The organism is Pseudomonas sp. NPDC089406 (assembly GCF_044900265.1).
Classification (GTDB): Bacteria; Pseudomonadota; Gammaproteobacteria; order Pseudomonadales; family Pseudomonadaceae; genus Aquipseudomonas; species Aquipseudomonas fakonensis.
Genome location: NZ_JBJDNC010000005.1, coordinates 25,295 through 51,805, shown reverse-complemented (window position 1 = coordinate 51,805; position 26,511 = coordinate 25,295). Strand labels below are relative to the sequence as shown.

Annotated in this window: 26 protein-coding genes and 1 pseudogene; 13 read left to right on the top strand and 14 right to left on the bottom strand. The window is 65.4% G+C overall.

Annotation, left to right across the window (positions count from 1 at the left end):
- Positions 1 to 22 precede the first annotated feature (22 nt).
- Together ACI2KK_RS05070 and ACI2KK_RS05065 are read left to right on the top strand one after the other, a co-directional pair.
- Positions 23 to 223, top strand: a complete 201-nt coding sequence (locus ACI2KK_RS05070) for a hypothetical protein (protein WP_217887903.1) — start codon at positions 23 to 25, stop codon at positions 221 to 223.
- A gap of 315 nt (positions 224 to 538) precedes the next feature.
- Positions 539 to 2,011: an inorganic phosphate transporter gene (locus tag ACI2KK_RS05065; RefSeq protein ID WP_404668113.1), complete on the top strand. Its 1,473-nt coding sequence runs from the start codon at positions 539 to 541 to the stop codon at positions 2,009 to 2,011.
- Positions 2,012 to 2,164: 153 nt separating this feature from the next.
- On the opposite strand, the gene ACI2KK_RS05060 is transcribed toward ACI2KK_RS05065, so the two are convergent.
- Positions 2,165 to 3,640 (bottom strand): helicase HerA-like domain-containing protein, encoded by a 1,476-nt coding sequence (locus tag ACI2KK_RS05060; protein ID WP_404668112.1) that lies wholly within the window; start codon positions 3,638 to 3,640, stop codon positions 2,165 to 2,167.
- Between the two features lie 170 nt (positions 3,641 to 3,810).
- On the opposite strand from ACI2KK_RS05060, the pseudogene ACI2KK_RS05055 reads away from it, so the two are divergent.
- The 5 genes and pseudogenes from ACI2KK_RS05055 to ACI2KK_RS05035 all read left to right on the top strand — a co-directional run.
- Positions 3,811 to 4,827 (top strand): annotated as a pseudogene (locus ACI2KK_RS05055) (cache domain-containing protein); the annotation flags it as partial.
- A gap of 93 nt (positions 4,828 to 4,920) precedes the next feature.
- On the top strand, positions 4,921 to 5,685 hold the full coding sequence (locus ACI2KK_RS05050; protein ID WP_369992119.1) for a methyl-accepting chemotaxis protein: 765 nt from the start codon (positions 4,921 to 4,923) through the stop codon (positions 5,683 to 5,685).
- A gap of 182 nt (positions 5,686 to 5,867) precedes the next feature.
- A complete protein-coding gene (locus tag ACI2KK_RS05045; protein WP_404668111.1) occupies positions 5,868 to 6,989 on the top strand; it encodes a glycosyltransferase family 4 protein in 1,122 nt (373 codons plus the stop codon).
- A complete protein-coding gene (locus ACI2KK_RS05040) occupies positions 6,982 to 7,746 on the top strand; it encodes a DUF2334 domain-containing protein (RefSeq protein ID WP_404668110.1) in 765 nt (254 codons plus the stop codon). The genes ACI2KK_RS05045 and ACI2KK_RS05040 overlap by 8 nt, the downstream gene beginning before the upstream one ends.
- Entirely contained in the window at positions 7,743 to 8,735 is a 993-nt protein-coding gene (locus ACI2KK_RS05035) for a lysylphosphatidylglycerol synthase transmembrane domain-containing protein (protein ID WP_404668109.1), read from the top strand. The genes ACI2KK_RS05040 and ACI2KK_RS05035 overlap by 4 nt, the downstream gene beginning before the upstream one ends.
- 141 nt (positions 8,736 to 8,876) lie before the next feature.
- Here ACI2KK_RS05035 and purU read toward each other — a convergent pair whose 3' ends face one another.
- Positions 8,877 to 9,728: a formyltetrahydrofolate deformylase gene (gene purU / locus ACI2KK_RS05030; RefSeq protein WP_217841973.1), complete on the bottom strand. Its 852-nt coding sequence runs from the start codon at positions 9,726 to 9,728 to the stop codon at positions 8,877 to 8,879.
- A gap of 301 nt (positions 9,729 to 10,029) precedes the next feature.
- On the opposite strand from purU, the gene mvaT reads away from it, so the two are divergent.
- Complete coding sequence (gene mvaT, locus ACI2KK_RS05025) at positions 10,030 to 10,407, top strand: histone-like nucleoid-structuring protein MvaT (RefSeq protein ID WP_217841972.1); 378 nt, start codon at positions 10,030 to 10,032, stop codon at positions 10,405 to 10,407.
- 277 nt (positions 10,408 to 10,684) lie between these two features.
- Here mvaT and sbcB read toward each other — a convergent pair whose 3' ends face one another.
- From sbcB to ACI2KK_RS05010, 3 genes are all read right to left on the bottom strand, one after another.
- Entirely contained in the window at positions 10,685 to 12,115 is a 1,431-nt protein-coding gene (sbcB, locus tag ACI2KK_RS05020) for an exodeoxyribonuclease I (protein ID WP_404668108.1), read from the bottom strand.
- A gap of 62 nt (positions 12,116 to 12,177) precedes the next feature.
- Complete coding sequence (locus tag ACI2KK_RS05015) at positions 12,178 to 12,537, bottom strand: PilZ domain-containing protein (RefSeq protein WP_369989955.1); 360 nt, start codon at positions 12,535 to 12,537, stop codon at positions 12,178 to 12,180.
- 124 nt (positions 12,538 to 12,661) lie between these two features.
- Complete coding sequence (locus ACI2KK_RS05010) at positions 12,662 to 13,048, bottom strand: tol-pal system YbgF family protein (protein ID WP_404668107.1); 387 nt, start codon at positions 13,046 to 13,048, stop codon at positions 12,662 to 12,664.
- A gap of 181 nt (positions 13,049 to 13,229) precedes the next feature.
- Between ACI2KK_RS05010 and pyk the strand changes: the two genes are divergently transcribed.
- Positions 13,230 to 14,684, top strand: coding sequence for a pyruvate kinase (gene pyk / locus ACI2KK_RS05005; protein WP_404668106.1), 1,455 nt, complete (start codon positions 13,230 to 13,232; stop codon positions 14,682 to 14,684).
- 86 nt (positions 14,685 to 14,770) lie between these two features.
- On the opposite strand, the gene ACI2KK_RS05000 is transcribed toward pyk, so the two are convergent.
- On the bottom strand, positions 14,771 to 15,697 hold the full coding sequence (locus ACI2KK_RS05000; protein ID WP_404668105.1) for an iron-sulfur-binding ferredoxin reductase: 927 nt from the start codon (positions 15,695 to 15,697) through the stop codon (positions 14,771 to 14,773).
- Between the two features lie 353 nt (positions 15,698 to 16,050).
- Here ACI2KK_RS05000 and ACI2KK_RS04995 point away from each other — a divergent pair, with 353 nt between their 5' ends.
- On the top strand, positions 16,051 to 17,574 hold the full coding sequence (locus tag ACI2KK_RS04995) for a fumarate hydratase (protein ID WP_404668104.1): 1,524 nt from the start codon (positions 16,051 to 16,053) through the stop codon (positions 17,572 to 17,574).
- Between the two features lie 119 nt (positions 17,575 to 17,693).
- Here the strand turns inward: ACI2KK_RS04995 and ACI2KK_RS04990 are convergent, their stop codons facing one another.
- Both ACI2KK_RS04990 and ACI2KK_RS04985 read right to left on the bottom strand, forming a co-directional pair.
- Complete coding sequence (locus tag ACI2KK_RS04990; RefSeq protein WP_404668103.1) at positions 17,694 to 18,566, bottom strand: carbon-nitrogen hydrolase family protein; 873 nt, start codon at positions 18,564 to 18,566, stop codon at positions 17,694 to 17,696.
- Entirely contained in the window at positions 18,563 to 19,153 is a 591-nt protein-coding gene (locus ACI2KK_RS04985; RefSeq protein ID WP_369989951.1) for a GNAT family acetyltransferase, read from the bottom strand. The genes ACI2KK_RS04990 and ACI2KK_RS04985 overlap by 4 nt, the downstream gene beginning before the upstream one ends.
- A gap of 115 nt (positions 19,154 to 19,268) precedes the next feature.
- Here ACI2KK_RS04985 and ACI2KK_RS04980 point away from each other — a divergent pair, with 115 nt between their 5' ends.
- Positions 19,269 to 19,667, top strand: a complete 399-nt coding sequence (locus tag ACI2KK_RS04980; RefSeq protein ID WP_217841964.1) for a nuclear transport factor 2 family protein — start codon at positions 19,269 to 19,271, stop codon at positions 19,665 to 19,667.
- A 279-nt stretch (positions 19,668 to 19,946) separates the two neighbouring features.
- Here the strand turns inward: ACI2KK_RS04980 and ACI2KK_RS04975 are convergent, their stop codons facing one another.
- The 6 genes from ACI2KK_RS04975 to ACI2KK_RS04950 form a co-directional block, all read right to left on the bottom strand.
- A complete protein-coding gene (locus tag ACI2KK_RS04975) occupies positions 19,947 to 20,525 on the bottom strand; it encodes a DJ-1/PfpI family protein (RefSeq protein ID WP_217887885.1) in 579 nt (192 codons plus the stop codon).
- 67 nt (positions 20,526 to 20,592) lie between these two features.
- Positions 20,593 to 21,750: a phosphatidylserine/phosphatidylglycerophosphate/cardiolipin synthase family protein gene (locus ACI2KK_RS04970; protein WP_404668102.1), complete on the bottom strand. Its 1,158-nt coding sequence runs from the start codon at positions 21,748 to 21,750 to the stop codon at positions 20,593 to 20,595.
- A 1-nt stretch (position 21,751) separates the two neighbouring features.
- Entirely contained in the window at positions 21,752 to 22,345 is a 594-nt protein-coding gene (locus ACI2KK_RS04965; protein ID WP_404668101.1) for a YceI family protein, read from the bottom strand.
- A gap of 44 nt (positions 22,346 to 22,389) precedes the next feature.
- Positions 22,390 to 22,686 carry an amidase gene (locus ACI2KK_RS04960; RefSeq protein ID WP_404668100.1) on the bottom strand — a complete coding sequence of 99 codons (297 nt, stop codon included), beginning with the start codon at positions 22,684 to 22,686 and terminating at the stop codon, positions 22,390 to 22,392.
- Positions 22,683 to 23,774 (bottom strand): serine hydrolase domain-containing protein, encoded by a 1,092-nt coding sequence (locus ACI2KK_RS04955; RefSeq protein WP_404668099.1) that lies wholly within the window; start codon positions 23,772 to 23,774, stop codon positions 22,683 to 22,685. The genes ACI2KK_RS04960 and ACI2KK_RS04955 overlap by 4 nt, the downstream gene beginning before the upstream one ends.
- Positions 23,775 to 23,874: 100 nt before the next feature.
- Positions 23,875 to 24,762 (bottom strand): acyl-CoA dehydrogenase, encoded by an 888-nt coding sequence (locus ACI2KK_RS04950; protein WP_404668098.1) that lies wholly within the window; start codon positions 24,760 to 24,762, stop codon positions 23,875 to 23,877.
- Positions 24,763 to 24,896: 134 nt separating this feature from the next.
- Here ACI2KK_RS04950 and olsB point away from each other — a divergent pair, with 134 nt between their 5' ends.
- A complete protein-coding gene (gene olsB, locus ACI2KK_RS04945; RefSeq protein WP_217841957.1) occupies positions 24,897 to 25,652 on the top strand; it encodes an L-ornithine N(alpha)-acyltransferase in 756 nt (251 codons plus the stop codon).
- Positions 25,652 to 26,440: a lysophospholipid acyltransferase family protein gene (locus tag ACI2KK_RS04940; RefSeq protein ID WP_404668097.1), complete on the top strand. Its 789-nt coding sequence runs from the start codon at positions 25,652 to 25,654 to the stop codon at positions 26,438 to 26,440. The genes olsB and ACI2KK_RS04940 overlap by 1 nt, the downstream gene beginning before the upstream one ends.
- Positions 26,441 to 26,511 lie beyond the last annotated feature (71 nt).

The window sequence follows — 26,511 nt, the reverse complement described above, 5'->3', positions numbered from 1 at the left end:
TTCAACCAGTTCAGGTATTACTGTGACGAAAGATGAACTGCGCGCAGAACTCGAGCGCCAGGCAGAACGTTACAAGGATGTTTACGGTGGCGAAGTGACCACCTATGCCGCACAACCCGACCCCGAACGCAAACCCTGGCGCAAACGGGCCACCGTGCACGACCAGGCGTTCGCCCAGGAGCTCGAGAAGATGGAAAAGGAACTGCGCCCGGCGGACGACTGAGGCCAGCTCGATATCACCGTGCCATCAGCCGACAGGCGGCTGGCACGGGCCTATCTTTACCGAAACGCCTTGGATGAAATGGAATTACACAAATTTCATACAAGCGTTTGAAACAAGCCGAAAACACCACTTACACGCCAATTCCTTGAAATTGCTGCATTTTTCAGAATTTTCCGGGCAAGTTTGCGCCCGCAGGCAATTCAATTGTCGCCCGGCCCGCGCATCGGGCGACTGCCATCGGTCTGCGGCAGGTGCATCGATTGCCATGGTTTTCTGGCATAATCCCGCCCCCCTAAGACCGCCAGAAAACCCTTCATGATCGATTTATTCAGCGGACTGGATGCCTGGGTCGTCGTGAGCCTGATGCTCGCCCTGACCTTCGTGCTCGCATTCGAGTTCATCAATGGCTTTCATGACACCGCCAACGCGGTAGCCACCGTCATCTATACCAAAGCCATGCCACCGCAACTGGCCGTGTTCTTCTCCGGCGTGTTCAACTTCCTCGGGGTTCTGCTCGGCGGTGTCGGGGTGGCCTACGCCATCGTCCACCTGCTGCCGGTCGAGCTGCTGATCAACGTGAACACCGGGCACGGCCTGGCCATGGTCTTCTCGTTGCTGGCTGCGGCCATCACCTGGAACCTCGGCACCTGGTACTTCGGCATCCCGGCCTCCAGCTCGCACACCCTGATCGGCTCGATCCTCGGCGTGGGCCTGGCCAATGCCATGATCAACGACATCCCGCTGGGTGACGGCGTCAACTGGCAGAAGGCGATCGACATCGCCATGTCGCTGGTGGTCTCGCCGATGGCCGGCTTCGCCGTGGCCGCCCTGGTGCTGCTGGGCCTGAAGTGGTGGCGCCCGCTGTCGAAGATGCACAAAACCCCCGACCAGCGCCGCAAGCTCGACGACAAGAAGCACCCGCCGTTCTGGAACCGCCTGGTGCTGGTGGTTTCGGCCATGGGCGTAAGCTTCGTGCACGGCTCCAACGACGGCCAGAAGGGCATCGGCCTGATCATGCTGGTGCTGATCGGTATCGTGCCGGCCAAGTTCGTACTGGACCTGAACAGCACCACCTACCAGATCGAACGCACCCGCGACGCCACCCTGCACATGAGCCAGTTCTACCAGCGCAACGCCGCCACCCTCGGCGAGTTCCTGGCACTGGGCAAGGCCAAGTCCAACGACCTGCCGGAGCAGTTCAGCTGCAACCCGCAGCAGACCGAGCCGACCATCGCCGCGCTGCAGACCTCGCTGAACGGTGTGACCGACTACCGCGACCTGAGCGCCGACAAGCGCGTCGAAGTGCGCCGCTACCTGCTGTGCCTGGACGACACCGCCAAGAAAGTCGGCAAGCTGCCGGGCCTTGAAGCCCGTGAAAAGGCCGACCTCGACAAGCTGCGCAAGGACCTCACCGCCACCACCGAATATGCCCCGTTCTGGGTCATCGTCGCGGTCGCCCTGGCCCTTGGCCTGGGCACCATGGTCGGCTGGAAGCGCGTGGTACTGACCGTCGGCGAGAAGATCGGCAAGCAGGGCATGACCTATGCCCAGGGCATGTCGGCGCAGATCACCGCAGCCTGCGCCATCGGCATGGCCAACGTGTTCAGCCTGCCGGTATCGACCACCCACGTACTCTCGTCGGGCGTGGCCGGTACCATGGTCGCCAACAAGAGCGGCCTGCAAGGCGGCACGGTGAAAACCATCCTGCTGGCCTGGGTACTGACCCTGCCGGCCTCGATGGGCCTGGCTGCCGGCCTGTTCTGGCTGGCTTCCAAAGCCATCGGCTGAGTGCAGTTGCTGCATTGAAAAGGCGCCTTCGGGCGCCTTTTTGGTTTTTCCGGTCAAGGCCCTATCGCGGGGCAAGCCCGCTCCCACGCCCCCGGTTGGAACCCGGTAATTGGCGTGGGAGCGGGCTTGCCCCGCGATAGGGCCGCAACAGACCTACCTTTTCTTGCCCCCCAACAACGACCCCATCAACCCCCGAACCAACTGGCGCCCCAGCTGGTTAGCCGCCTGGCGTACTGCCGACTTGATCGCCTGCCCGGCAGCACTCTGCAGAAAATCCCCCGCCTTGTCGGCGAAGCTCTCCTCGTCAGCCTTGGGCTGCGGCGCCGGCTCCACCGGCTCGCCCTTGCGCCGGGTGAGCATTTCATAGGCCGACTCACGGTCGAACGGCTTGTCATAGCGCCCGGCCAGGGGCGAGGCGGCCACCAGCGCGCTGCGTTCGGCCGCAGTCAACGGCCCGATGCGCGACTGCGGCGGGGCAATCAGCACCCGCTGCACCATGGCCGGGGTGCCCTTGTCTTCCAGGGTGCCCACCAATGCCTCGCCGATACCCAGCTCGGTCAGCACCGCCAGGCTGTCGAACCCAGGGTTGGGGCGAAAGCCATCGGCCACCGCCCGCAGCGACTTCTGCTCCTTGGCGGTGAACGCGCGCAACCCGTGCTGGATGCGCAACCCCAGCTGGGCCAGCACGGCGTCGGGCAGATCACCCGGCGACTGGGTGACGAAATACACCCCCACGCCCTTGGAGCGGATCAGCCGCACCACCTGCTCCAAGCGGTCCTGCAAGGCCTTGGGGGTGTCGTTGAACAGCAGGTGCGCCTCGTCGAAGAACAACGCCAGCACCGGTTTGTCGGCATCACCGCGCTCGGGCAACTGCTCGAACAGCTCGGCCAGCAGCCACAGCAAAAAGGTCGCGTATACCTTGGGCGCCTCGTGCACCAGGCGGCTGGCATCGAGCAGATGAATACGCCCGCGCCCGTCCGCGGCCGGGTGCAACAGGTCTTCGAGCTGCAGGGCCGGCTCGCCAAACAACGCCTCGGCGCCCTGCTGCTCCAGCGTGGCCAGGCGCCGCAACAACGCCTGGGTAGAGGCGCTGGTCATCAGCGCGCTGTCCTCGCCTAGCAATTGCGGGTTGTCCTTCAAGTGGGCCAGCAACGCCTTGAGGTCCTTCAAATCGAGCAGCAGCAGGCCTTCGCGGTCGGCCACTTTGAACGCGGCGTACAAGGCCGCCTGCTGGCTGTCGGTCAGCTCCAGCAGGTTGCCCAGCAACAACGGCCCCATCTCGCTCAAGGTGGTGCGCAGCGGGTGGCCGGACTGCCCGGCGACATCCCACAGGGTCACCGGGTAGGCCTTGGGCTGGTGTCCGAGCCACGGCATGCTGGCAATCCGCTCGGCCACCTTGCCCTGGGGCGAACCCGCCGCCCCCAGGCCACACAAATCGCCCTTCACATCGGCCGCGAACACTGCCACGCCAGCATCGCTGAACAGCTCGGCCAGGTGCTGCAAGGTGACGGTCTTGCCGGTACCGGTCGCCCCTGCCACCAGGCCGTGGCGGTTGGCCAGGCGCAGGCTTTGCGACACCGGCTGGCCATCTGGGCACATTCCTACAATCATTTTTGAAATATCCGACATGACGCACCACCCTCCGCTCAAGTTCTGCCCGATGACTGCCGATAGTTCGTAGTGATTAATTCCTGCATTTCAGTAGCCCCCGTAAGGATTCACGGGACCAGTTGCACTGATTTTCTACCGTGCTTTGTGCGAACGACCCGATAAAAAACCTTAGCGGACGCGATCACGTCATGAATAAAAGCCTTCGTTTCAGCCACAAGATTCTCCTGGCAGCATCACTGATCGTGATCCTCGCCTTCAGCCTGTTCACCCTCTACAACGACTACCTCCAGCGTAATGCCATTCGCGCCGACCTGGAGAACTACCTCGGCGAGATGGGCGATTCCACCTCCACCAACATCCGCAACCTGTTCGAAGGGCGCATCAAGCTGGTGGAGAACGTCGCCCAGAACCTGGCGCAGAACCCGCAGAACATCGGCACCCAGCTGGGCATGAACGCCCTGACCTCAAGCTTTCTGACCATCTACCTGGGCCAACCCGACGGCACCTTCACCGTGCGCCCCGACGCCAAGATGCCCGACGGCTACGACCCGCGCGTACGCCCCTGGTACAAGGACGGCCTGAACGCCAGCGGCCCGATGCTCACCGAGCCGTACATCGACATGGCCACCAACAAGATGGTCATCTCGATCATCAGCACCGCTTCGCGCTCGGTCGGCGTGGTCGGCGGCGACCTGGCCCTGGACGGCCTGGTAGAGATCGTCAACTCGCTGAACTTCGGCGGCATGGGCTATGCCTTTTTGGTCAACGACCAGGGCAAGATCCTGGTGCACCCGGACAAGAACCTGGTGATGAAGTCGCTGTCGGACCTGTTCCCGCAGCACACACCGAAGCTGTCCCGCGAACTGACCGAAGTCGAAGTGGACGGCAAGACCCGCCTGCTGACCTTCACCAAAGTGCAGGGCCTGCCGTCGGCCAACTGGTACATCGGCCTGTCGGTGGATAAGGACAAGGCCTTCAGCATGCTCAGCAAGTTCCGCACCTCGGCGGTGATCGCCACCCTGGTGGCGGTGGTGATCATCATCGCCCTGCTCGGGCTGTTGATCCGCGTGCTGCTGCAGCCGCTGCACACCATGACCCGCGCCATGGAGAACATCGCCGAGGGCGAAGGCGACCTGACCCGCCGCCTGGACATCCACACCCACGACGAATTCGGCACCCTGGGCACCGCCTTCAACCGCTTCGTCGAGCGTATTCACGGCTCGATCCGCGAAGTGTCGTCGGCCACCGAGCAGGTCAACGAAGTGGCCCTGCGGGTGATCAGCGCCTCCAACTCGTCGATGAGCAACTCCGACGAGCAGTCCAACCGCACCAGCAGCGTCGCCGCGGCCATCAACCAGCTCGGCGCCGCCGCCCAGGAGATCGCCGGCAACGCCGCCCAGGCCTCGCAACACGCCAGCTCCGCGCGCCTGTTGGCCGAGGAAGGCCAGCAAGTGGTGCAGCGCAACATCGAGGCGATGAACCGCCTGTCGGACCTGATCGTCAGCTCCAGCGGCCATATCGAGACGCTCAACAGCAAGACCGTCAACATCGGCCAGATCCTCGAAGTGATCACCAGCATCTCCCAGCAGACCAACCTGCTGGCGCTCAACGCCGCCATCGAGGCCGCCCGCGCCGGTGAGGCCGGGCGTGGTTTCGCTGTTGTCGCCGACGAAGTACGCAACCTGGCGCACCGCACCCAGGAGTCGGCGCAGCAGGTGCAGACCATGATCGAAGAGCTGCAGGTCGGCGCCCGCGCTTCGGTCGACACCATGGACCAGAGCCAGCGCCACAGCCAGGACAGCATGGACATCGCCAACCAGGCCGGCGAGCGCCTGGGCAGCGTGACCCAGCGCATCGGCGAGATCGACGGCATGAACCAGTCGGTGGCCACGGCGACCGAGGAGCAAACCTCGGTGGTCGACTCGATCAACATGGACATCAACGAAATCAACATGCTCAACCAGGAAGGCGTGGAAAACCTGCAGGCCACCCTGCGCGCCTGCTCCGACCTTGAGCAGCAGGCCGGGCGCCTCAAGCAACTGGTCGGCAGCTTCCGTATCTGACCTGAAAACATCCCGGGGCCTGCTTGCTCCCACGCACTTTGCGCGGGAGCAAGCAGGCCGCGCGACAGGCCCTTCCGGCCAACCCCGATCGAACAAACTATCCTTCCACAAGGTCAACCTTCAGGCGAGTCATCGTCGGCCATTACCGGCAGATGACAGACCCCGAAGACGATCCCGGAGGGATGCTGATCGTGCACATCGCCGACATCACCATGTTCTACGCCCCGGCCAGTGGCGGCGTACGAACCTATCTTGATGCCAAGCACCGCCGCCTCGACGCCATGCCCGGCGTACGCCACAGCCTGCTGATCCCCGGCGCCAACGCCGGCCATACCGACGGTATCTACCAGGTGCCCGCCCCACCCCTGCCGTTCGGCAACGGTTATCGCTTTCCGCTGCGCCTGGCGCCCTGGTGCAAGGAACTGCGCCGCCTGCAGCCCGACCTGATCGAAGTCGGCGACCCCTACCTCACCGCCTGGGCCGCGCTTGAGGCGCGGCGCAAACTCGACGTGCCGGTGATCGGCTTCTACCACTCCGACCTGCCCCTGCTGGTGAGCAATCGCATGGGCAACTGGTTCACCCCCAACGTCGAGGCCTATGTCAGCAAGCTGTACGGCAACTTCGACCGGGTGCTGGCGCCCAGCCAGGTGATGGCCGACAAGCTGCGCCGCCTGGGGGTAAAAGACGTGCACGTGCAGCGCCTGGGGGTAGACCTGGCGCTGTTCAACCCCGCCCGGCGCGACCCCGGCCTGCGCGCCGAACTGGGCATTGCCGACAGCCGCCGCCTGCTGGTGTTCGCCGGGCGCGGCTCGCGGGAGAAGAACCTGCCAGTGCTGCTGGACTGCATGCGCGCCCTGGGGCCGGACTACCACCTGCTGCTGGTGGGCTCGAACATGCCCGCCAGCGTCGCCGGCAACATCAGCGTGATCGACCACTTCTGCCCGCCCCACCAAGTCGCCCGGCTGCTGGCCAGCGCCGACCTGCTGGTGCACGCCGGCGATCAGGAGACCTTCGGCCTGGTGATCCTCGAAGCCATGGCCAGCGCCACCCCGGTGGTGGCCGTGCGCGCCGGGGCCTTCGGCGAAATCGTCCACCCGCAGTGCGGCCGCCTGTGCCGGCCCAACGACGGCCAGGCCATGGCCACGGCGGTGCGCGAAGCCTTCGAAGAAGGCGTGCACACCCTCGGCGCCCGGGCTCGCCGCCACGTCGAGCAGCACTACAGCTGGGACAACGTGGTCAGTGGTCTGCTGTCGCATTACCAGGCGGTGCTCGGCCACACGCCGCAGGCCCGCGCCCATGGCTGACAACCACGCCGCCCGCCCCAGCCTGATGCTGGTGCTGCATGACGTTGCGCCGCAAACCTGGCCGGACTACCAACCGTTGGTCGAGGCCGTCGACGCGCTTGGTGGCGTGCCCATGACCTGGCTGGTGGTGCCGGACTTCCACCACCGCAACCCACTCAGCCACTCGCCGGCCTTCTGCCGCCTGCTCGAACAGCGCCTGGCCCGGGGCGACGAACTGGCCCTGCATGGCTACTACCACGCCGACGATGGCCCGCCACCGCGCAGCCCGGGCGAGTACTTCATGCGCAGGCTTTACACCCATGAGGGCGAGTTCTACGGCCTTGACCAGGCCACCGCGTTGCAGCGCCTGCAGGCCGGGCTGCAGTTGTTCGACCGCCTAGGCTGGCCGGTCGCGGGTTTCGTCGCCCCGGCCTGGCTGATGAGTGAAGGCACCCGCCAGGCCCTGCGCCAGCTGCCGCTGCGCTACACCAGCACACCGCAACACCTGTACCGCCTGCCGGACTTCACCGCCATCCAGGCTCCGGGGCTGGTGTGGAGCGCCCGCAGCGCCTGGCGCCGTGGCCTGTCCAAGGTCGTCAGCGACTGGCAATGCCGGCGCTGGCGGCAGGCCAGCACCCTGCGCCTGGGCTTGCACCCGGTCGACATGCGCCACCCCAGCGCACGTAACTACTGGCTCGACACCTTGCAGGCGCTGCTGGCCCAGGGTCGCGAGCCGCTGACCAAGTCAGCCTGGCTGGACCGCCAGGTTGCCCCATGAACCGCCTTGCCTGGCTGGGCCTGGCACTGCTGCTGGCGGTGCTGGTGCCGGCCCTGCTCGGCGGTGGCGAACTGTTGCCGCGCCTGCACACCTTCGACCCCGGGCTGATGCTGCAACTGCTGGGCATGATTTTGCTGTGCTGGATCATCAACGCCGCGCGCCTGCGCCTGCTATTGGGCCAGCAAGGCGCAAAACTCGGCCGGGTGCGCAGCCTGGGGGTGGTGATGGCCACCGAATTCGCCATCTGCACCACCCCCGGCGGCAGCGGCGGGCCGCTGGCGCTGATGGCGTTGCTCGGCCGCGAACGCATCCCGGCCTCGCGCAGTGGCGCGGTGTTCGCCATGGACCAGCTCAACGACCTGCTGTTCTTTTTCTGCGCCATGCTGGCAATAGCTGCCTACGCGCTGTTCCACCGCCTCGGCCACAGCCAGCAGAGCATGCTGCTGGGCAGCGCGCTGATGCTGTGCGCCGCCCTTGCTGGCGTGCTGGCACTGCTGCGCTACCGGCGCGGGGTGATAAAGACTTGTGGCCGGCTATTGCGGCGCCTGGGCGTAGCCGCGCCTCGGCAGCGGCGCTGGGCACGCAAGCTGCTGCGCTTCGTGCATGCCTTGGCCGACACCTGGCGCCTGCCCAAGCGCACCCTGGCCCTGGTGTTCAGCCTCACCTGCGCGCACTGGTGCCTGCGCTACAGCGTGCTGTACCTGGTGTTGCAGGGGTTGGGGGCGAACCTTGCGTGGGTGCCGAGCTTTCTGGTGCAGATGCTTGCGCTCAGCGCTGGCCAGTTCAGCCTGCTGCCGGGCGGTGCCGGGGCGGCGGAGCTGACTTCGGCAACCTTGCTGGCGCCGTTGGTGGGGAGTTCGACGGCGGCCGCGGCGATTCTGATCTGGCGCGCGGTTACCTACTACTTTTACCTGCTGGCCGGGGGGCCTGTGTTTCTGTGCCTGCTGGCTCGCCCGTTGCTGGCGCGCTGGCGGCGTCAGGCGGGTTGAGCGCTTGCCACAAGGCGGCGGCACCGGGGAACTCGGTGCCATCCTCCTCGCCCAGCGCGTCAGGGTCGAAGCGCGCCAGGCAACCCTCGCCCAAGGTCGGTGGCGCCGAGGCGCCGGCCTTGTCGCGAGGGTCGGCCATGCTCAGTCGAACACCACGGTCTTGTTGCCGTGCACCAGCACGCGGTCTTCGAGGTGGTAGCGCAGGCCACGGGCCAGCACCATCTTCTCGACGTCACGGCCGAAGCGCACCATGTCTTCGATACTGTCGGCGTGGCTGACACGCACCACGTCCTGCTCGATGATCGGGCCGGCGTCCAGCTCTTCGGTGACGTAGTGGCAGGTCGCACCGATCAGCTTCACCCCGCGCAGCGAGGCCTGGTGGTACGGCTTGGCACCGACGAACGACGGCAGAAAGCTGTGGTGGATGTTGATGACTTTTTCGGCGTAGTCGCGGCACAGCTGTGGCGGCAGGATTTGCATGTAGCGGGCCAGCACCACCACGTCGGCGCCGTGCGCCTCGACCAGGCGCGACACTTCGGCGAAAGCCGGGGCCTTGTCCTTGGGGTCGACCGGTACATGGAAGAACGGAATGCCGTGCCACTCGACCATGCTGCGCAGGTCGTCGTGGTTGGAGATCACGCAGGGGATCTCGCAGTCCAGCTCGTCAGTGTGGAAGCGGTGCAGCAGGTCGGCCAGGCAGTGCGACTCGCGGCTGGCCATCAGCACCACGCGCTTTTTCTGCGCCGAGTCAGTGATGCGCCAGGTCATGGAGAACTCTTCGGCGATTGGCGCGAAGGCTTCGCGGAACGCCTCGATACCGAACGGCAGCGATTCGGCGCGGATCTCATGACGCATGAAGAACCAGCCGCTCTGCTCGTCGGAGTGGTGGCTGGCTTCATTGATCCAGCCATTGTAGAGGGCCAGGAAATTACTGACTTTCGCCACGATACCGACACGGTCGGGGCAGGCAATCACCAGTCGATAGGTGCGCATGGGACAAGCTCCAGAACTTCGCAAAGGGGCACATTCTAGCGGCCCGCCGGAAAAAACGCAGTAATGTTCGACGGCAGGAAGCCATTAAGCTGTGCGCGCAATCCTACCGGGCATTTCCCTGCGTCTCACGGGGAAATGGCCATTAGCCTCGACACTAAGTAAATTTTTCTTAACCAAACAGCAATCCGGCCAATTCAAGGCGGCTAATTGATTCAATACTTTTTTAATTGTTTACTTGAGAGTATCGGCTGTCTATTATTACCGGCACTGCCTTCCCGAACATGCACTCAAGGAACTCTCCATGTCCCTGATCAACGAATACCGCGCTACCGAAGAAGCCATCAAAGAACTTCAGGCCCGCCTGACCAACCTGCAGCAAGATGGCAAACTGCAGAAAGAACTCGACTTCGAAAAGAAGCTGCGCGAGCTGATGGCCGAAAACGGCAAGTCGCTGCGTGACGTCATTGCCCTGCTCGACCCGGAAAGCAAACTGAGCAAGGCCCCACGTGGCGCCGCCAAGCCAGTTGCTACCAAGCGCGCGCGCAAGGTCAAGCAATACAAGAACCCGCACAATGGCGAGGTTATTGAAACCAAGGGCGGCAACCACAAAACCCTGAAAGAGTGGAAAGCCAAGTGGGGCGGTGACACCGTCGAAAGCTGGGCCACCCTGCTGGACTGATTCGGGCCTGTACCGTTTCGGTTTCACGATGAAAAACGCCGGCACTTGCCGGCGTTTTTTATTGGCGCGTTGTAGAACATATCGCAACTCGCCAGGTAATTACGGCCCCTGTAGGAGCGGCCTTGCCGGGGCGCCGGACCGGTCGGAAAGGGCTGCGTAGCGGCCCCGGGATTTCGGCGTCATGCAAGATTGCTGGGGCTGCTACGCAGCCCTTTCCGACCGGTCCGGCGCCCCGGCAAGGCCGCTCCTACAAAGGGCTCGCGGCGCGGCCTTTGCCTCACAAGGCAAAGCGCCCCTTCAATTGCGCAACATGCTCAAGCCAGGCCTGCAACACCTGCCGCCCGGCCTCGTCGGCCTCCGGCATACGCGCCTGGCAAGCCAGCTCGAAGTCAGCCACGGTATTCGGCGCGCCCATCGGCGGGCTACTCAAGCGTTGCTGGCAGAACGCATGCCAGCGCGCCGACTCCGCAGCATTCAGGGTGTCGGCAAAGTTGCGCGCCCGATAACGGAACAACAGCTCCGGCAAACGCGGGTCATCGAACATCCAGTTGGCCCCGCCCAAGTGCGCCGGTTCCGCATTGCGAACTTGCTCACACAAACGCCGGTCACGGTCGCCGATGAAACCGTCATACAACTGCTGCTCCGGATCTTCACTGGCGGCAAAGCCTTCTTCCTCAAAGATGACATCCAGCTTGTCACGCCAGAGCGCCTGCTGGCTGGCCAGTTGTTCGGCGCTGCGTTGCAACGCAGACATATCCAGCCCCAACCGTTGTTGATCGGCAGCGCGCACCACCGACAACGGCGCCAGTACCGGGCAGCGGTTGATGTGGACCAACTTCAGCGGCACCGGTAATTGCCCTGCAGGCATTTCTTCGCGACGAGTGTACAAACGCTGACGCAGTACTTCGGCACTTTCCTGCAACAGCGGCGCGCTGTCCTGGCCCAGGTCACAAACAATCAGGGCATTGCGATTGCGCGGGTGCCAAGCCAATGGCAGCACCACGCCGATGTAATTGCGCTCGGCAGAAAAGCGCCCGGAAATATGCACCAAAGGCTGCAACAGGCGAACCTGCTCCATCACCTTGTGCTTGCTGCGCAACTGGAACAACCAGTCATACAACTTGGGTTGTTTCTGGCGAATCAGGCGCGCCAGGCCAATGGTTGCCCGCACGTCGGAAAGCGCCTCGTGGGCATGGCCATGCTCCAGGCCGTTGGCCTTGCTCAAGAGCTCCAGGCGCAGGCTGGTGCGGCCATCCTGCTGCGGCCACTCGATGCCCTCGGGGCGCAGGGCATAGGCGGTGCGTACCACGTCGATCAGGTCCCAGCGGCTGTTGCCGCCCTGCCACTCACGGGCATAAGGGTCGAAGAAGTTGCGGTACAGGCTGTAGCGGGTCACTTCATCATCGAAGCGCAGGGTGTTATAGCCCGCCCCACAAGTACCAGGGCGCGCCAGCTCGGCGTGCACCCGGGTCATGAAGTCGGCTTCGCACAGGCCCTGGCTTGCCAGTTGCTGCGGGGTGATGCCGGTCACCAGGCACGCCGCCGGGTGCGGCAGGATGTCGTCGCTGGGGCGGCAGAAGAGGTTGATCGGCGCCTCGATCTCGTTGAGGTCGAGGTCGGTGCGCACACCGGCCATCTGCAACGGGCGGTCGCTGCGCGGGTTGATGCCGGTGGTTTCGTAGTCGTGCCAGAAAATGCTGGTGCTCACGGGGTCTTCCTGTATCAAGGTCGACCAGAGTCTAGCGGCCCATGCCCGGCCGCGGCCAGCATTCAGGCAGAGGCGTTCTGCGGGCGGAAGCTGAAGAACTCGCGCAGCGAGCGTACGAAGGCGTCGTACTCGGGCGGTGCCTGCAACAGCATGAAGCCGGCATCGAAATGCCCGGGGGTCTGGTCTTCACGGCACCACAGGCAACTGGCGGTGAGGTTGATGAACTGCAGCCCGCCGCCCGCCAGCGGCACGCGCAGTTGCAGCTCAAAGTCAGGCCCCACCAGCACCGGCAGGTGGCTGATGAGCATCAGGCCGTCTTCGGAGGCATTGCCCAGGTAGCCGAGCTGCTGGTCGGTAAAACGGTTGTAGACCTTGAGCACGCAAGGCAGCTGGTGACGTTCTATATGGCGTTCGACGAACATGGTCGTATGCGCGGTCCTGTACCGGGGCCAGGAATACACGGGACTGGCAATGAAGGTGACTACTCAATTGCAAGATTAGCCCAGTCAAAGGCAGCCTTTAAGTGAAATCAATGACACCTTGGGATTATCGCCAAGGTGTGGCATTGGCCGGGTTGGCCACCGCCGCCTCGGTACCGCGCAGGTGGCCCAGCTTGTCGAGGGTCTGCAAACGCGCCTGGGCGCGGTAGGCGTACTCGTTGCCCGGGTACTGCTGGATCATGAACTGGTAGGTCTGCGCCGCATCGACGTAGAGCTTCTGGCGCTCCAGGCACTGGCCACGCAGCAGCGACACCTCAGGGTGGATGAACGGCCGCGAACGGCTGGTGCGGTCGACCTGCGACAGCTCCAGCATCACCCGCGAGCAATCGCCGCGGTCGTAGGCGCGGTAGGCGTTGTTCAGGTGGTGGTCCATGGACCAGCGGGTGCAGCCGACGACACTGGCCGCCATGGTCAAAACGATCAGGGTGCGCATGGGAATTCTCCTTTGATGGGCAGTGTATCGGCCTTTTGCGTCAAATCTTCACAGGCTTTTGCAAGCATACGCCCACCGTTCAAACGCTACCTTGGTTCAGGTGCAGGTAGTGCAACGGAACAATGACTACAGCGTAATTGAGGAGTAGCCTTTCGCTGCGCTTCACTATAGGAGTCTGTGCATGACCATCCGCCGTACCAAAATCGTCGCCACCCTTGGCCCCGCCAGCAATTCGCCGGAAGTGATCGAACAGTTGATCCTCGCCGGCCTGGACGTGGCACGCCTGAACTTCTCCCACGGCACCCCGGACGAGCACAAGGCCCGCGCCCGCCTGATCCGCGACATCGCCGCCAAGAACGGCCGCCACGTCGCGCTGCTGGGCGACCTGCAGGGTCCGAAGATCCGCATCGCCAAGTTCGCCAACAAGCGCATCGAACTGAAAGTCGGTGACAAGTTCACCTTCTCCACCGCCCACCCGCTCACCGAAGGCAACCAGGATATCGTCGGCATCGACTACCCCGACCTGGTCAAGGACTGCGGCGTAGGCGACGAACTGCTGCTCGACGACGGCCGCGTGGTCATGCGCGTCGAGACCGCCACCAGCGATGCCCTGCACTGCGTGGTGATCATCGGTGGCCCGCTGTCCGACCACAAAGGCATCAACCGCAAAGGTGGCGGCCTGACCGCACCGGCCCTGACCGAAAAAGACAAGGCCGACATCAAGCTGGCCGCGCAAATGGACCTGGACTACCTGGCCGTGTCGTTCCCGCGTGACGCCAGCGACATGGAATACGCCCGCAAGCTGCGTGACGAAGCCGGCGGCAGCGCCTGGCTGGTGGCCAAGATCGAACGCGCCGAAGCGGTAGCCGACGACGAGACCCTCGACCAGCTGATCCTCGCCTCCGACGCCGTCATGGTGGCCCGTGGCGACCTGGGTGTGGAAATCGGCGACGCCGAGCTGATCGCCATCCAGAAGAAGATCATCCAGCACGCCCGCCGCAACAATAAAGCGGTGATCGTGGCGACCCAGATGATGGAGTCGATGATCCAGAACCCGATGCCGACCCGCGCCGAAGTGTCCGACGTGGCCAACGCCGTGCTCGACAACACCGACGCGGTGATGCTCTCGGCCGAAAGCGCCGCCGGCAGCTACCCGATCGAAGCGGTACAGGCCATGGCCCGTATCTGCTCGGGCGCCGAAAAGCACCCGACCAGCCAGAAGTCCAGCCACCGCCTGCACACCACCTTCGAGCGCTGCGACGAGTCCATCGCCCTGGCGGCGATGTACACCGCCAACCACTTCCCCGGCGTCAAGGCGATCATCGCCCTCACCGAAAGTGGCTACACCCCGCTGATCATGTCGCGCCTGCGCTCGCACGTGCCGATCTTCGCGCTGTCGCCGCACCGCGCCACCCAGGCCCGTGCCAACATGTTCCGCGGCGTCTACCCGATTGCCTTCGACCCGGCTTCGCTGCCGGCCGACAAGGTCAGCCAGGCAGCCGTCGACGAGTTGCTCAAGCGCGGTTTGGTGGAGCAAGGCGACTGGGTCATCCTGACCAAGGGTGACAGCTACCACACCATCGGTGGCACCAACGGCATGAAGATCCTCCACGTGGGTGACCCTCTGGTCGGTTGATTTGCGCGCAGTACCTATCGCGGGGCAAGCCCGCTCCCACGCATCAGGCATCACCTGCGTGGGAGCGGGCTTGCCCCGCGATCGTTTCAAGCCTGGGCATGCTCGGTAAACACATCCGCCAGCACCTGATTACGCGGTACCCCGGCAATGAACAGCCGCCGGGCAAAGCGCTCGACACTCCCCGGCGCCCCGCACAGCAATGCCATGGTCTGGCGCGACGCCAGACGCATCCCGGCCAGCGCTTCATCCAGTTGCTCGGCCAACACCAACTCCACGCTCACCCCCGGTAGCGCCTGCAACGCCTCGGCCAGGTAATGCCCGGCTGGCGTGCGCGCCACATGCAGCACCCGAATTTCCCCTTGGTGCCCCTGGCGCAACGCCTCGCGCAGAATGCCCCACAAGGGTGCCAGCCCGGTGCCCGCCGCCAGTAACCAGAGCGGCCGCGCCTGCCAGTCCGGGTCGTAATGCAACGCGCCGCCACGCAACTCGCCGAACCTCAGCTCATCGCCCACCTGCAACTGCCGGGCGCGGTCGCAGAATGCCCCGGGGCGGCTGCAGTCGAGGTGAAACTCCAGCATGTCGTCCTCCCCCGGCAGGCTCGCCAACGAGTACGGGCGGGCAACATCGGCGCACCACAGCACCAGGTGCTGGCCGGCCTGGTAGCGCAGCGCCCGCCCGGGGCGCAGGCGCAGGCGCAGAACCTCGTCGAACCAGTCAAGCGCAGCCACCGTGGCCGGCAGGCCGTCCTGCAGCGGGTCGAACAGCGCCAGCTTGAGGTCGCCGGCCACCGTGCACTGGCAGGCCAGGCGCCAGCCCTCGGCGTGCTGGGCCGCGCTGAGGGCTTCGGGTTTGGCATCGACAGGCTGGCCGTCGAGGCAGCGCACCAGGCAGGCATGGCAACTGCCGGCGCGGCAACTGTAGGGCACAGCGCAGCCGGCGCCGTTGAGCGCATCGAGCAGGTTGCTGGCGGGCGGTACCGTGAAGCGGCGCTCGCCCACGCACAGTTCGGGCATGGTTGGCTGGTCTCCGAATATGGGGATGTACTCCGGGGGCGCTTTGCGCCCCTTTCGCGACACAAGGCCGCTCCTACAGGCTACGCGATAGCCTGTAGGAGCGGCCTTGTGTCGCGAAAGGGCTGTGAAACAGCCCCCAGGACTCTAAGGCTAACAGCAAAAAGGATGCCCGCCCCGCAGCCGACCATGGTCCAGACCACCCGCAGGTGTTTCCCGCGCCGGGGCGCGGTATACTGCCGCGCCTTTTTGCCCCGGCCCGACCAGCCGGAGCCTTGCCAGGCATGCCCGACATACCGGTGTGCGTTGTCGGTGTGCCTTTACGAATGTTCCCGTCTTTAAGAGGAGCGCGCTGCATGACCGTGATCAAGCAAGACGACCTGATTCAGAGCGTTGCCGACGCCCTGCAATTCATCTCGTACTACCACCCCGTCGACTTCATCCAGGCGATGCACGAAGCCTACCTGCGTGAAGAGTCGCCAGCCGCGCGTGACTCGATCGCCCAGATCCTGATCAACTCGCGCATGTGCGCCACCGGCCACCGCCCGATCTGCCAGGACACCGGCATCGTCACCGTGTTCATCCGCGTCGGCATGGACGTGCGCTGGGACGGCGCCAGCATGAGCGTCGACGACATGATCAACGAAGGTGTGCGCCGCGCCTACAACCTGCCCGAGAACGTCCTGCGCGCCTCGATCCTGGCCGACCCGGCCGGTGCCCGCAAGAACACCAAGGACAACACCCCGGCAGTCATCCACTACTCCATCGTGCCCGGCGACAAGGTCGAGGTCGATGTCGCAGCCAAAGGCGGCGGCTCGGAGAACAAGTCGAAGATGGCCATGCTCAACCCGTCCGACTCGATCGTCGACTGGGTACTGAAAACCGTGCCGACCATGGGCGCCGGCTGGTGCCCGCCTGGCATGCTGGGCATCGGTATCGGCGGCACGGCAGAAAAAGCTGCGGTGATGGCCAAAGAAGTGTTGATGGAATCCATCGACATCCATGAGCTCAAGGCCCGTGGCCCGCAAAACCGCCTCGAAGAGATCCGCCTGGAGCTGTTCGAGAAGGTCAACCAGCTGGGCATCGGCGCCCAGGGTCTGGGCGGCCTGACCACCGTGCTCGACGTCAAGATCATGGACTACCCGACCCACGCCGCCTCGCTGCCGGTGTGCATGATCCCCAACTGCGCCGCCACCCGTCACGCCCACTTCGTGCTCGACGGCAACGGCCCGGCCGAGCTCGAAGCGCCGTCGCTGGACGCCTACCCGGAAATCGTCTGGGAAGCCGGCCCAAGCGCGCGCCGGGTGAACCTGGACGACATCACCCCGGAAGAAGTGGCCAGCTGGAAGCCGGGCGAGACCATCCTGCTCAACGGCAAGATGCTCACCGGCCGCGACGCTGCGCACAAGCGCATGGTCGAGATGCTCAACCGCGGCGAACAGCTGCCGGTCGACCTCAAAGGCCGCTTCATCTACTACGTAGGCCCGGTCGACCCGGTCGGTGACGAAGTGGTAGGCCCGGCCGGCCCGACCACCGCCACCCGCATGGACAAGTTCACCCGCCAGATCCTCGAGCAGACCGGCCTGTTGGGCATGATCGGCAAGTCCGAGCGCGGCCCGACCGCCATCGAGGCGATCAAGGACAACAAGGCCGTGTACCTGATGGCCGTCGGCGGCGCCGCGTACCTGGTGGCCCAGGCCATCCGCAAGTCGAAGGTCCTGGCCTTTGCCGAGCTGGGTATGGAAGCGATCTACGAGTTCGAAGTCAAAGACATGCCGGTTACCGTCGCGGTGGACAGCAACGGTGAGTCGGTGCACATCACCGGCCCCGCGCTGTGGCAGAGCAAGATCGCCCAGAGCCTGGCTGTTGAAGTGAAGTAAAACCGCTGTAACCGTGGCGGCCCCTTCGCGGGCAAGCCCGCTCCCACAGGAGCAGTGCAAGCCTGAGAGCTGCACGATCCCTGTGGGAGCGGGCTTGCCCGCGAAGGGGCCGTCACTGTTTACAACACTCTATCGAACTGCTCCGGCCAGTCCCTGCGGGTAAACACCTGCCCCTCCTGCCTCACCCGCCGCACCTCATCCAGGTCGATATCACAGACCAGCCAGCGGCTCCCCGTCGGCATCAGCGACTCGCTTTCAGCCACCACCCCATCCCCCGGCATGCCATGGTCCGGCGGCACGAACAACCCCGCCTTGCCGACATTCTCGTCCAGCGCCGGCGACCAGGGTGCCAACCCCACGGTCGGGCTCTGCAGCACGGCAATCTGGTTTTCCAGCGCGCGCGCCTGGGCGCCGATGCGTACCCGGTGGTAACCGGCCACGGTGTCGGTGCAACTGGGGGCAAGAATCAGGTCGGCGCCGCCTTCGGCCAGGGTGCGGGCCAGCAGCGGGAATTCATTGTCATAGCAGATCAAGATGCCCAACCGGCCCAGCGTCGTGTCGAACACCCGTAGCCCCTGCCCCGGCGCAATGTCCCACTGCTCACGCTCGAAGCGGGTCATGATCAGTTTGTCCTGGTGCCCCAGCAGCCCGTCAGGGCCGAACAGCCAGGCCCGGTTGCGGTAGCGGCCATCGGCGTCCAGCACCGGCACGCTGCCCGGCTGCAGGTAGATGCCCCAGCGCCGGGCGATGCCTTCGCACAGCACCAGCCAAGGTTCGATCAGCGGCTGGATGCCGGCGATCGAAGCCTTCAGGTCACCACGCTGCCCGCCCGGCAACTGACCACTGAGCACCAGCCCGGCGTACTCGGGCAGCAGCAGCAACTGCGCCCCCTCGGCCACCGCCTCGGCGCACAGGCCTTGCAGATGGTCGGCGTAGGCCTCCCAGCTTTCATGCAACTCGATGGCGTACTGGCAGGCGGCAACGCGGATCATACCGGCAGGGCCTTGAGCCAGAACGACATGATCTTCGCCGACTGCTCCTGCTCGTCGAGGTCACGCCAGCTGTAACTGGTGCGCAGTGAAGGCTCATGCAAAAAGCCACGGTTGCGCCAGAAGCCATGCAACGGCTTGTAGTCCCCCGGCCGGCGCGGGTGCCCGGCCGGGCGCTCCACCGCGCAGAAGGCGCAGTAGTCGAACTCGGCCAGCTTGTGGGCGTAGGACTCGCGCTCGATGAAAAAGCGCACCCCCAGGCCCTGGCCACGGTAGGCCGGCAGCAGTACCGACTCGCCGAAGTAATAGACCGAGGCCGGGTCGCGGCCCTGGGCCAGGAAGGGTTGCTGGAACTCAGGCGTCTCGTCCACCAGCGGCAGGCCGGTGGAGGCACCGACTACCTGGCCGCCGTCCAGCGCCAGCACCACCAGGCTGCGCCCGGAGCGGGCGTAGGTGGCGAGGTATTCGGCTTCGTAGTCCTGGTTGCCGTCGTAGAGGTAGGGAAACTCGCGGAACACCGTCAGGCGCAAACGAGCAAGGTCATCGATGTAAGGCGCGATGGCAGCGCCGTGCAGCAGGCGTATTTCCATGCGGGGCGGTCGTTTTGTCGATGTGGATGACGCGCTCGGCTAAGCCGGGCCTGAGCACAAACCCTATCATCGGCCCGGCACCCTTCCCTTTCCCCTGCGCGACAGGTATTTCTCCATGACCGCTACCGAACTCGTCACCGCCTACTACAACGCCTTCAATGCCGGCGACATGCCCGCCTTCCTCGCGCTGCTGAGCGAAGACGTGATTCACGACATCAACCAGGGCGAACGGCAGATGGGCAAGGCCCGCTTCGCAGCGTTCATGGACAAGATGAACCGCTGCTACCGCGAACGCCTGGCCGACATCGTGGTGATGCAAAACGCCGAGGGCAACCGCGCCGCCGCCGAGTTCACCGTGCACGGCGAATACCTGGCTGACGACCAAGGGTTGCCACCGGCCAACGGGCAGAAGTACGTGCTGGCGGCCGGGGCGTTCTTCTACATCCACTGCGGCAAGATCGCCCGGGTGAGCAACTACTACAACCTCAATGACTGGGTCGAGCAGGTGGGCTGAGCTTCAGGCCCTCATCGCCGGCAAGCCAGCTTCTATGGAACAAATCACAAGTCGTTGATTTAACGAAGACTCTGTGGGAGCGGCTTCAGCCGCGAACACCGGCGAAGCCGGTGCCATCTAGCGCGGCGTCTGCTTCGCGGCTAAAGCCGCTCCCACAGGGGCCGGGGCGCGCTTGCGGCCGTAGTTCCCTGCGCGACAGCGCAGCCCGCAGGGCTGGGTAATCTCCTACAGGAGAGTGCGCTCGCCTGTAGGAACCGGCTTGCCGGCGATGAGGCCGGTTCAGGAAATTCGCGTCCCCAGCACCTTCAAAAACGCCGCCAACCACGCTGGGTGCGCAGGCCAGGCCGGCGCCGTCACCAGGTTGCCATCGACATGGGCCTGGTCCACTGCGATATCGATAAACGTGCCCCCGGCCAGGCGCACCTCCGGCGCACAGGCCGGGTAGGCGCTGCATTCACGCCCCTCCAGCACCCCCGCCGCCGCCAGTAACTGCGCGCCGTGGCACACCGCCGCAATCGGCTTGCCGGCCTGGTCGAAATCGCGCACCAGCTCCAGCACCTTTTCGTTCAGGCGCAGGTACTCCGGTGCCCGCCCCCCCGGAATCAGCAGCGCGTCATAACTCTCGGCACGCACCCGGACGAAGTCGTAGTTCAGGGCAAAGTTGTGCCCGGGCTTTTCGCTGTAGGTCTGCTCGCCCTCGAAATCGTGGATCGCCGTGCGCACCGTCTGCCCCGCGACTTTCTCCGGGCACACCGAGTGCACGGTGTGGCCGACCATGCTCAAGGCCTGGAACGGCACCATCGCCTCGTAATCCTCGACGTAATCGCCCACCAGCATGAGAATCTTCTTCGCCGTCATCGCATCCACTCCTTCCATTGCAGGGACATTCACCATAGTTCGCTTTTACCGCCCGCGACATGCTGCGCTAGTCGCGCCGGTCCAGCAGGTTGGCCACCAACCGGTCCAGCCAACCCCACACCCGCTGCTTCACTCGCCGCCACAAGGGCCGCGCATGCCAGTGGGCCAGGTCGACTTCTTCGCTCAAGGCGAAATCCCGCTCAAAGCTGGCCGCCACCGCTGCCGTCAGCGGCGGGTCCAGCGCCTCGACATTGGCTTCGAGGTTGAAGCGCAGGTTCCAGTGGTCGAAGTTGCACGAGCCCACGCTCACCCAGTCATCCACCAGCACCATCTTCAGGTGCAAGAAGCACGGCTGGTATTCGAAGATCCGCACCCCGGCGCGCAGCAGGCGCGGGTAGTAGCGGTGGCCGGCGTAGCGCACCGCCGGGTGGTCGGTGCGCGGGCCGGTGAGCAGCAGGCGCACGTCCAGGCCCTTTTGCGCGGCGCGGCGCAGCGAGCGGCGCACGCTGAAGGTGGGCAAAAAATACGGCGTGGCCAGCCAGATGCGCTGCTGTCCGCTGTTCAGCGCGCGCACCAGCGCATGCAGAATGTCCTTGTGCTGACGGGCGTCGGCATAGGCCACCCGGCCCATGCCTTCGCCCTGGGCCGGCACCTTGGGCAGGCGCGGCAGGCCGAAGTTTTCCGGCGGGCGCCAGGCGGTACGGCGCTGGTTGGCATGCCACTGGCGGTCGAACAGCAACTGCCAGTCGCTGACGATCGGCCCGTGCATATGCACCATCACCTCATGCCATTCGCTCACCGGCTGGTCGGGCTGCCAGAATTCGTCGGTTACCCCGGTACCGCCGACTACCGCCCAGCGCTCGTCCACCAGCAGCAGCTTGCGGTGGTCGCGGTACAGGTTGCGCAAGCCCCGGCGCCAGCGCAGGCGGTTGTACCAGCGCAGGTACACGCCGGCCGCCAGCAGGCGCTCGCGCAGCACGTTGGGGAAGGCCAGCGAGCCGTAGTCGTCGAACAGGCAGCGCACCCGCACGCCGCGCCGCGCGGCCTGCTCCAGGGCCTCGACCACGGCTTCGGCGCAGGCGCCGCCTTCGACCAGGTACAGCTCCAGGTCCACCTGGAACTCGGCACGCACGATCGCCAGGAGCATGCGCGGGAAGAACTCGGGGCCGTCGATCAGCAGTTCGAACTGGTTGCCATCCCGCCAGGGGAAGACCGGCCCCGGCATGTCAGCGGGCGTTGAAGATCAGCACCGCGCTCACCGGCACCGACGGGTTGATCGACTTGAGCCCGGCAGCCTTGCGCAGGGTTTCCAGGCCCGGCAGCAGGCCGAAGTCCTCGGCGCGCAGCACCAGTGGCTCCAGCGTCACTACCTGAAAACGCCGCTCGTCCAGGCGGGTGGCCAGCAGCAGGGTGTTGTAGTTGTGGGTCTGGCCATGCAGGGTGACGCTCACCGGCAGGCGCAGCTCCAGCTGGGCGCCGTCGGCCAGGTCGTTGATCGGGCGCAGGTCGATCTGCGCCTGCACCTTGCCTTCGGCGAAGCGCTCCACCTCGAACAGGCTCTCACGCATGCGCTCGTCACGCAGCGGTATGCCGCTGCTGACCGAGTCCATCTCGATGCTGACCTCGGCCGCACCCTTGCGGTCGACCGTGCCGTGCAATACCAGGAAGCGGCTGACCTCGGCGATGTTGCCGTTCTTGCCGGTGACGAAGGACAACCGCGACGACTCGCCGTCCAGGTGCCAGTTGGCCAGGGCAGGCGAACCTGCGCCGATGAACAGAGGGAGCAGCAATGCGGGCAGCAGGCGGGACGGTTTGAACATGGGAATTCCTGTCAATCAAGGCCGCCAACATTACCCGCCCGGTTTCATGGCAGCAAGCGGCAGCCCTCCCGCGCCCCCTGCCAGGCGGCCTGGCTGCGTACCCCCAGCCCCTCTGCGGTCACCCGCCGCTGCGCGCTGTCCTCCTCAAGCAGCCCCAGCGGCAGGTACTGCTTCACGTAGCCACGGCAATAGGTTTCGCTCAGGCCCATTACGAAACGGCACGAGCAGTACTCCTTGGCCGAATAGGCCGACAGGATGCCGGGGAAATCGCCCAGCGCCTGGCGCTCGTGCCAAGCCCAGGCCAGCAGCGCCACTATCAGCAACAACAGTACCCGCTTCATGCGCCACCCTCCCCGGCCAGCACGGCCAGTACCCGCTTGAGCAGTTCGTCGTGGCTGAAGCAGCCATCGCGGTCGTCGGCATAGCGCACGATCACCAGCTTTTGCGCCGGCAGCACGTACAGCGCCTGGCCCCAATGCCCCAGGGCAGCGAAGGTGTCAGCTGGCGCTGCGGGCCAGGGCCGCGCCTGGCCGGGCAACGGCTGGTTGAGCCACCAGTGCCCGCCCGGGTTGGCCTCACCGGGGATGGCCTGGGCGCGCTCGAACAGGGTGCGGTTGAACGCCACCCAGTCGGCTGGCAGCAACTGCCGGCCCTGCCAGCGCCCGCCGCGCTGCATCAGCAGGCCGATGCGCGCCAGGTCGCGGGCGCTGAGGTAAAGGTACGACGAACCCACATAGGTACCGGCGCCGTCGCGCTCCCACACCGCGCTGCGGATACCCAGCGGGGTGAACAGCGCCTGCCAGGGGTAGTCGGCGTATTGCCCGGGCTCGAGCATGCCGCGCAGGGCGGCGGCCAAAAGGTTGCTGTCGCCGCTGGAATAGACGAAACGCTCGCCCGGCGCACTGGCGGCAGGCATGGTGGCAGTATAGGCGGCCATGTCGGTGCGGCCACGGGTGTAGAGCATCGCCACCACCGAAGATTTGAGCGGCGCGTATTCGTAATCCTCCTGCCAGGCCAGGCCGCTGGCCCAATGCAACAGGTCGCGCAGGCGCAGGTTCGGGTGTTGCTTGAGCGCCGGGTAGTAGCGGGCAGCGGGGTCGTCCAGGTTGAAGCGCTGCTCGGCCTGGGCCACGCCCAGCACGGTGGCTAGCACGCTCTTGCTCACCGACCAGGTCAGGTGCGGGGTGTCGGCGCGGCTGGGGGCGGCGTAGCGTTCGTGGAGGATGCGGCCGTCGCGGATGATCAGCAGGGCGTCAGTGCGGATGCCGGTGCGTTCGGTCGTGCGCTCGGGGAAGGCGTAGCGGTCGACGCTTTGCCAGTCGAGGAGGCTGTTGTCGATTGACCAGTCAGGGGCGGGCCAGTCTTCGGCCCAGGCGGGGCTGACAGCCAATGCAAGGAGCAATCCCACAAACAACCAGAGTGCCTTCATCGAGATCGCCTTCCATTGAGCCGCCTTGCGGCCCTTCGCGGGCAAGCCCGCTCCCACAGGGATCGCGCTGGCATTGAAGATCGCCCAGCTTCTCAGGCTTTCATGACAATCCTGCAGCCCCCCAGGCCTTGGCCAGGCGCTTGTCCCGCGCAGCCTGTGCCAGCATCAGCACACCCTGGTCACGCTGCCAAAGCTGCGCCCACGGCTCGGGCCCGGCAGCCAGGGCCTTGTCGAGCTCACCGCGCAGCCCTTCGAACTGGGCGAACAAGCCGCCCAGCAGCAGGTGGCAAGCCACACTGTCGGCACATTGCCGGCTGCCCTCGGCGCAACCGGCCAGCAGGCTCAGCAAGCGCAGGCGCAAGGCCTGCGGCCAGGCGCACTCCTGCCCCACGCCATACAGCCAGGCCACCAGCGCGGCCAGTACATAGAGGTCTTCGAGGGTGCGAAAGGGTTTGACGTAGGCATCCCAGCCATCGCCGGCCAGCAACTCGCAGGCGGCGCCCTGCAGTTGCAGGCGGCCATGGCCGACTTCGGGCATCAACGGCAGGGTTGGCAGGGCTTGCAGCGTCACCCCAGGCTCGCCCGGGTAAACCACCGCCAAATGCAAGCGCGGACTTTCGCCCGGCCCTTCGCAGCGCGCCGCCACCAGCAACCACTCGGCCTCAAGCCCGGCCGTGACGAAATCCTTGTTGCCGGTCAGGCGCAGGCCGTCCAGGCGGGTTTGCATGTCGGCCGGGCGCACGCTGCGCCGCTCGGTGGCGCACAACGCGCCAAGGCCGGCCGGGGCGCTGGGCCAAAGCACCCGCAACGCCGCCTGGTAGCCCAGCAGAAAGGCCAGCCCAGGGGTGGCCATGGCACGCCCGCCGAGCACCGCCAGTTCGAACGGCGAAGCACTGGCAAAGCGCTCCAGCACCGTGGCGCAGGTTTCGCCAAGGGTTGCTTGCAAGGGGTGGCGCAAAGGGTCGTTGAGTCGTTGCAACCAGGCCATCGAGGGTCCTCCCGTGGGGCTGTCACGCAAGCATCACCAAAGATTCATGGGGGTGACACCGGCCGTACCTAGGCTGACTTTGCACAACAAAGCCGACCGGCCGCAACCCTTTGGCTGGCTTATGGAGACTCGCAATGACTCGGATCGCTCGCTCTGGCGACAACAGCCCTGAACGCCGTCTGCAAGCCGAACGCCTGGTCGGCGCTGCCGCCCTGCAGGAAGCACAGGCGCTGCGTTTCAAGGTATTCAGTGGTGAATTCAAGGCCAAGCTCAAGGGCGCAGAACACGGCCTGGACATGGACGACTACGACAGCCACTGCCGCCACATCGGCGTGCGCGACCTGGCCACCGGCGAGCTGGTCGCCACCACCCGCCTGCTCGACCACCAGGCCGCCAGCAGCCTGGGGCGCTTCTACAGCGAAGAAGAATTCAGCCTGCATGGCCTGCTGCAACTGCAGGGCCCGATCCTCGAACTGGGCCGCACCTGCGTAGCCCCCGACTACCGCAACGGCGGCACCATCGCGGTGCTCTGGAGCGAGCTGGCCGAAGTGCTCAACGAGGGCCGCTACAGCTACCTGATGGGCTGCGCCAGCATCCCCATGCAAGACGGTGGCGTGCAGGCCCATGCGGTCATGCAGCGCCTGCGCGAACGCTACCTGTGCACCGAGCACCTGCGCGCCGAGCCGAAGAACCCGCTGCCGACCCTGGCCCTGCCAGGCAATGTCATCGCCGAGATGCCGCCACTGCTCAAGGCCTACATGCGCCTGGGCGCGAAGATCTGCGGCGAACCGTGCTGGGACGAAGACTTCCAGGTGGCCGACGTGTTCATCCTGCTCAAGCGCGACGATCTCTGCCCGCGCTATGCCCGCCACTTCAAGGCGGCGGTCTGATGCCGGGGCTGCGGGCCAGTGCCCGCCTGCTGCGACTGTTTATGGTGCTGGCCTTGGGCCTATTGATGGCCGCCTGCATCGCCCTGGCCGAGCGCCTGGGCATGAACACCCCGCTGGAGCGCCGGCAACGCTGGACGCGCCTGTTCATGCAGCGCCTGGTCGCCGCCTTGCCCTTCGAGGTGAAGGTGCAGGGGCAACTGCCGCAACAGCCGATGTTGTGGGTGTGCAACCACGTGTCGTGGACCGACATCCCGCTGCTGGGCATGCTCACCCCGCTGTCGTTCTTGTCCAAGGCCGAGGTGCGCCACTGGCCAGTAGCCGGCTGGCTGGCAGAAAAGGCCGGCACGCTGTTCATCCGCCGCGGTGGCGGTGACGCCCAGCGCCTGCGCGAACAGATCAGCACCCAGCTCGGCCAGCAGCGCCCGCTGCTGATCTTCCCCGAGGGCACCACCACCGACGGGCGCACCCTGCGCACCTTCCATGGCCGCCTGCTGGCCGGGGCCATCGACCAGGGCATACCTGTACAACCGGTTGCCATTCGATACCTTCGCAACGGCGAGACCGATCCAATTGCACCGTTCGTCGGCAACGATGACCTGGTCTCGCACCTGCTGCGCCTGTTCGGCCAAGACCGTGGGCAGGTGCATATCGAGCTGCTGCCGGCCATCGCCAGCGCAGGCAAAGAGCGCGCCGTGCTTGCCCTGCAGGCGCAACAGGCGGTTCACATGGCGCTGTTCGGCGTGGTCGAAAGCGAACTGCCGGTACGCCGCCACGCCCGCGCAGCCTGAGGTTAGAGCAATCGCTCAAACCTGTACAAAGTGATCGTCTTGTAGAACTTTAAAGCGCTGTCTCCAGTCGG

Coding starts and splice junctions, on each gene's coding strand:
- ACI2KK_RS05065 (WP_404668113.1), top strand. CDS start 539: ATGATCGATTTATTCAGCGGACTGGATGCCTGGGTCGTCGTGAGCCTG.
- ACI2KK_RS05060 (WP_404668112.1), bottom strand. CDS start 3,640: ATGTCGGATATTTCAAAAATGATTGTAGGAATGTGCCCAGATGGCCAG.
- ACI2KK_RS05050 (WP_369992119.1), top strand. CDS start 4,921: ATGAGCAACTCCGACGAGCAGTCCAACCGCACCAGCAGCGTCGCCGCG.
- ACI2KK_RS05045 (WP_404668111.1), top strand. CDS start 5,868: ATGCTGATCGTGCACATCGCCGACATCACCATGTTCTACGCCCCGGCC.
- ACI2KK_RS05040 (WP_404668110.1), top strand. CDS start 6,982: ATGGCTGACAACCACGCCGCCCGCCCCAGCCTGATGCTGGTGCTGCAT.
- ACI2KK_RS05035 (WP_404668109.1), top strand. CDS start 7,743: ATGAACCGCCTTGCCTGGCTGGGCCTGGCACTGCTGCTGGCGGTGCTG.
- purU (WP_217841973.1), bottom strand. CDS start 9,728: ATGCGCACCTATCGACTGGTGATTGCCTGCCCCGACCGTGTCGGTATC.
- mvaT (WP_217841972.1), top strand. CDS start 10,030: ATGTCCCTGATCAACGAATACCGCGCTACCGAAGAAGCCATCAAAGAA.
- ACI2KK_RS05015 (WP_369989955.1), bottom strand. CDS start 12,537: ATGTTCGTCGAACGCCATATAGAACGTCACCAGCTGCCTTGCGTGCTC.
- ACI2KK_RS05010 (WP_404668107.1), bottom strand. CDS start 13,048: ATGCGCACCCTGATCGTTTTGACCATGGCGGCCAGTGTCGTCGGCTGC.
- pyk (WP_404668106.1), top strand. CDS start 13,230: ATGACCATCCGCCGTACCAAAATCGTCGCCACCCTTGGCCCCGCCAGC.
- ACI2KK_RS05000 (WP_404668105.1), bottom strand. CDS start 15,697: ATGCCCGAACTGTGCGTGGGCGAGCGCCGCTTCACGGTACCGCCCGCC.
- ACI2KK_RS04995 (WP_404668104.1), top strand. CDS start 16,051: ATGACCGTGATCAAGCAAGACGACCTGATTCAGAGCGTTGCCGACGCC.
- ACI2KK_RS04990 (WP_404668103.1), bottom strand. CDS start 18,566: ATGATCCGCGTTGCCGCCTGCCAGTACGCCATCGAGTTGCATGAAAGC.
- ACI2KK_RS04985 (WP_369989951.1), bottom strand. CDS start 19,153: ATGGAAATACGCCTGCTGCACGGCGCTGCCATCGCGCCTTACATCGAT.
- ACI2KK_RS04980 (WP_217841964.1), top strand. CDS start 19,269: ATGACCGCTACCGAACTCGTCACCGCCTACTACAACGCCTTCAATGCC.
- ACI2KK_RS04975 (WP_217887885.1), bottom strand. CDS start 20,525: ATGACGGCGAAGAAGATTCTCATGCTGGTGGGCGATTACGTCGAGGAT.
- ACI2KK_RS04970 (WP_404668102.1), bottom strand. CDS start 21,750: ATGCCGGGGCCGGTCTTCCCCTGGCGGGATGGCAACCAGTTCGAACTG.
- ACI2KK_RS04965 (WP_404668101.1), bottom strand. CDS start 22,345: ATGTTCAAACCGTCCCGCCTGCTGCCCGCATTGCTGCTCCCTCTGTTC.
- ACI2KK_RS04960 (WP_404668100.1), bottom strand. CDS start 22,686: ATGAAGCGGGTACTGTTGTTGCTGATAGTGGCGCTGCTGGCCTGGGCT.
- ACI2KK_RS04955 (WP_404668099.1), bottom strand. CDS start 23,774: ATGAAGGCACTCTGGTTGTTTGTGGGATTGCTCCTTGCATTGGCTGTC.
- ACI2KK_RS04950 (WP_404668098.1), bottom strand. CDS start 24,762: ATGGCCTGGTTGCAACGACTCAACGACCCTTTGCGCCACCCCTTGCAA.
- olsB (WP_217841957.1), top strand. CDS start 24,897: ATGACTCGGATCGCTCGCTCTGGCGACAACAGCCCTGAACGCCGTCTG.
- ACI2KK_RS04940 (WP_404668097.1), top strand. CDS start 25,652: ATGCCGGGGCTGCGGGCCAGTGCCCGCCTGCTGCGACTGTTTATGGTG.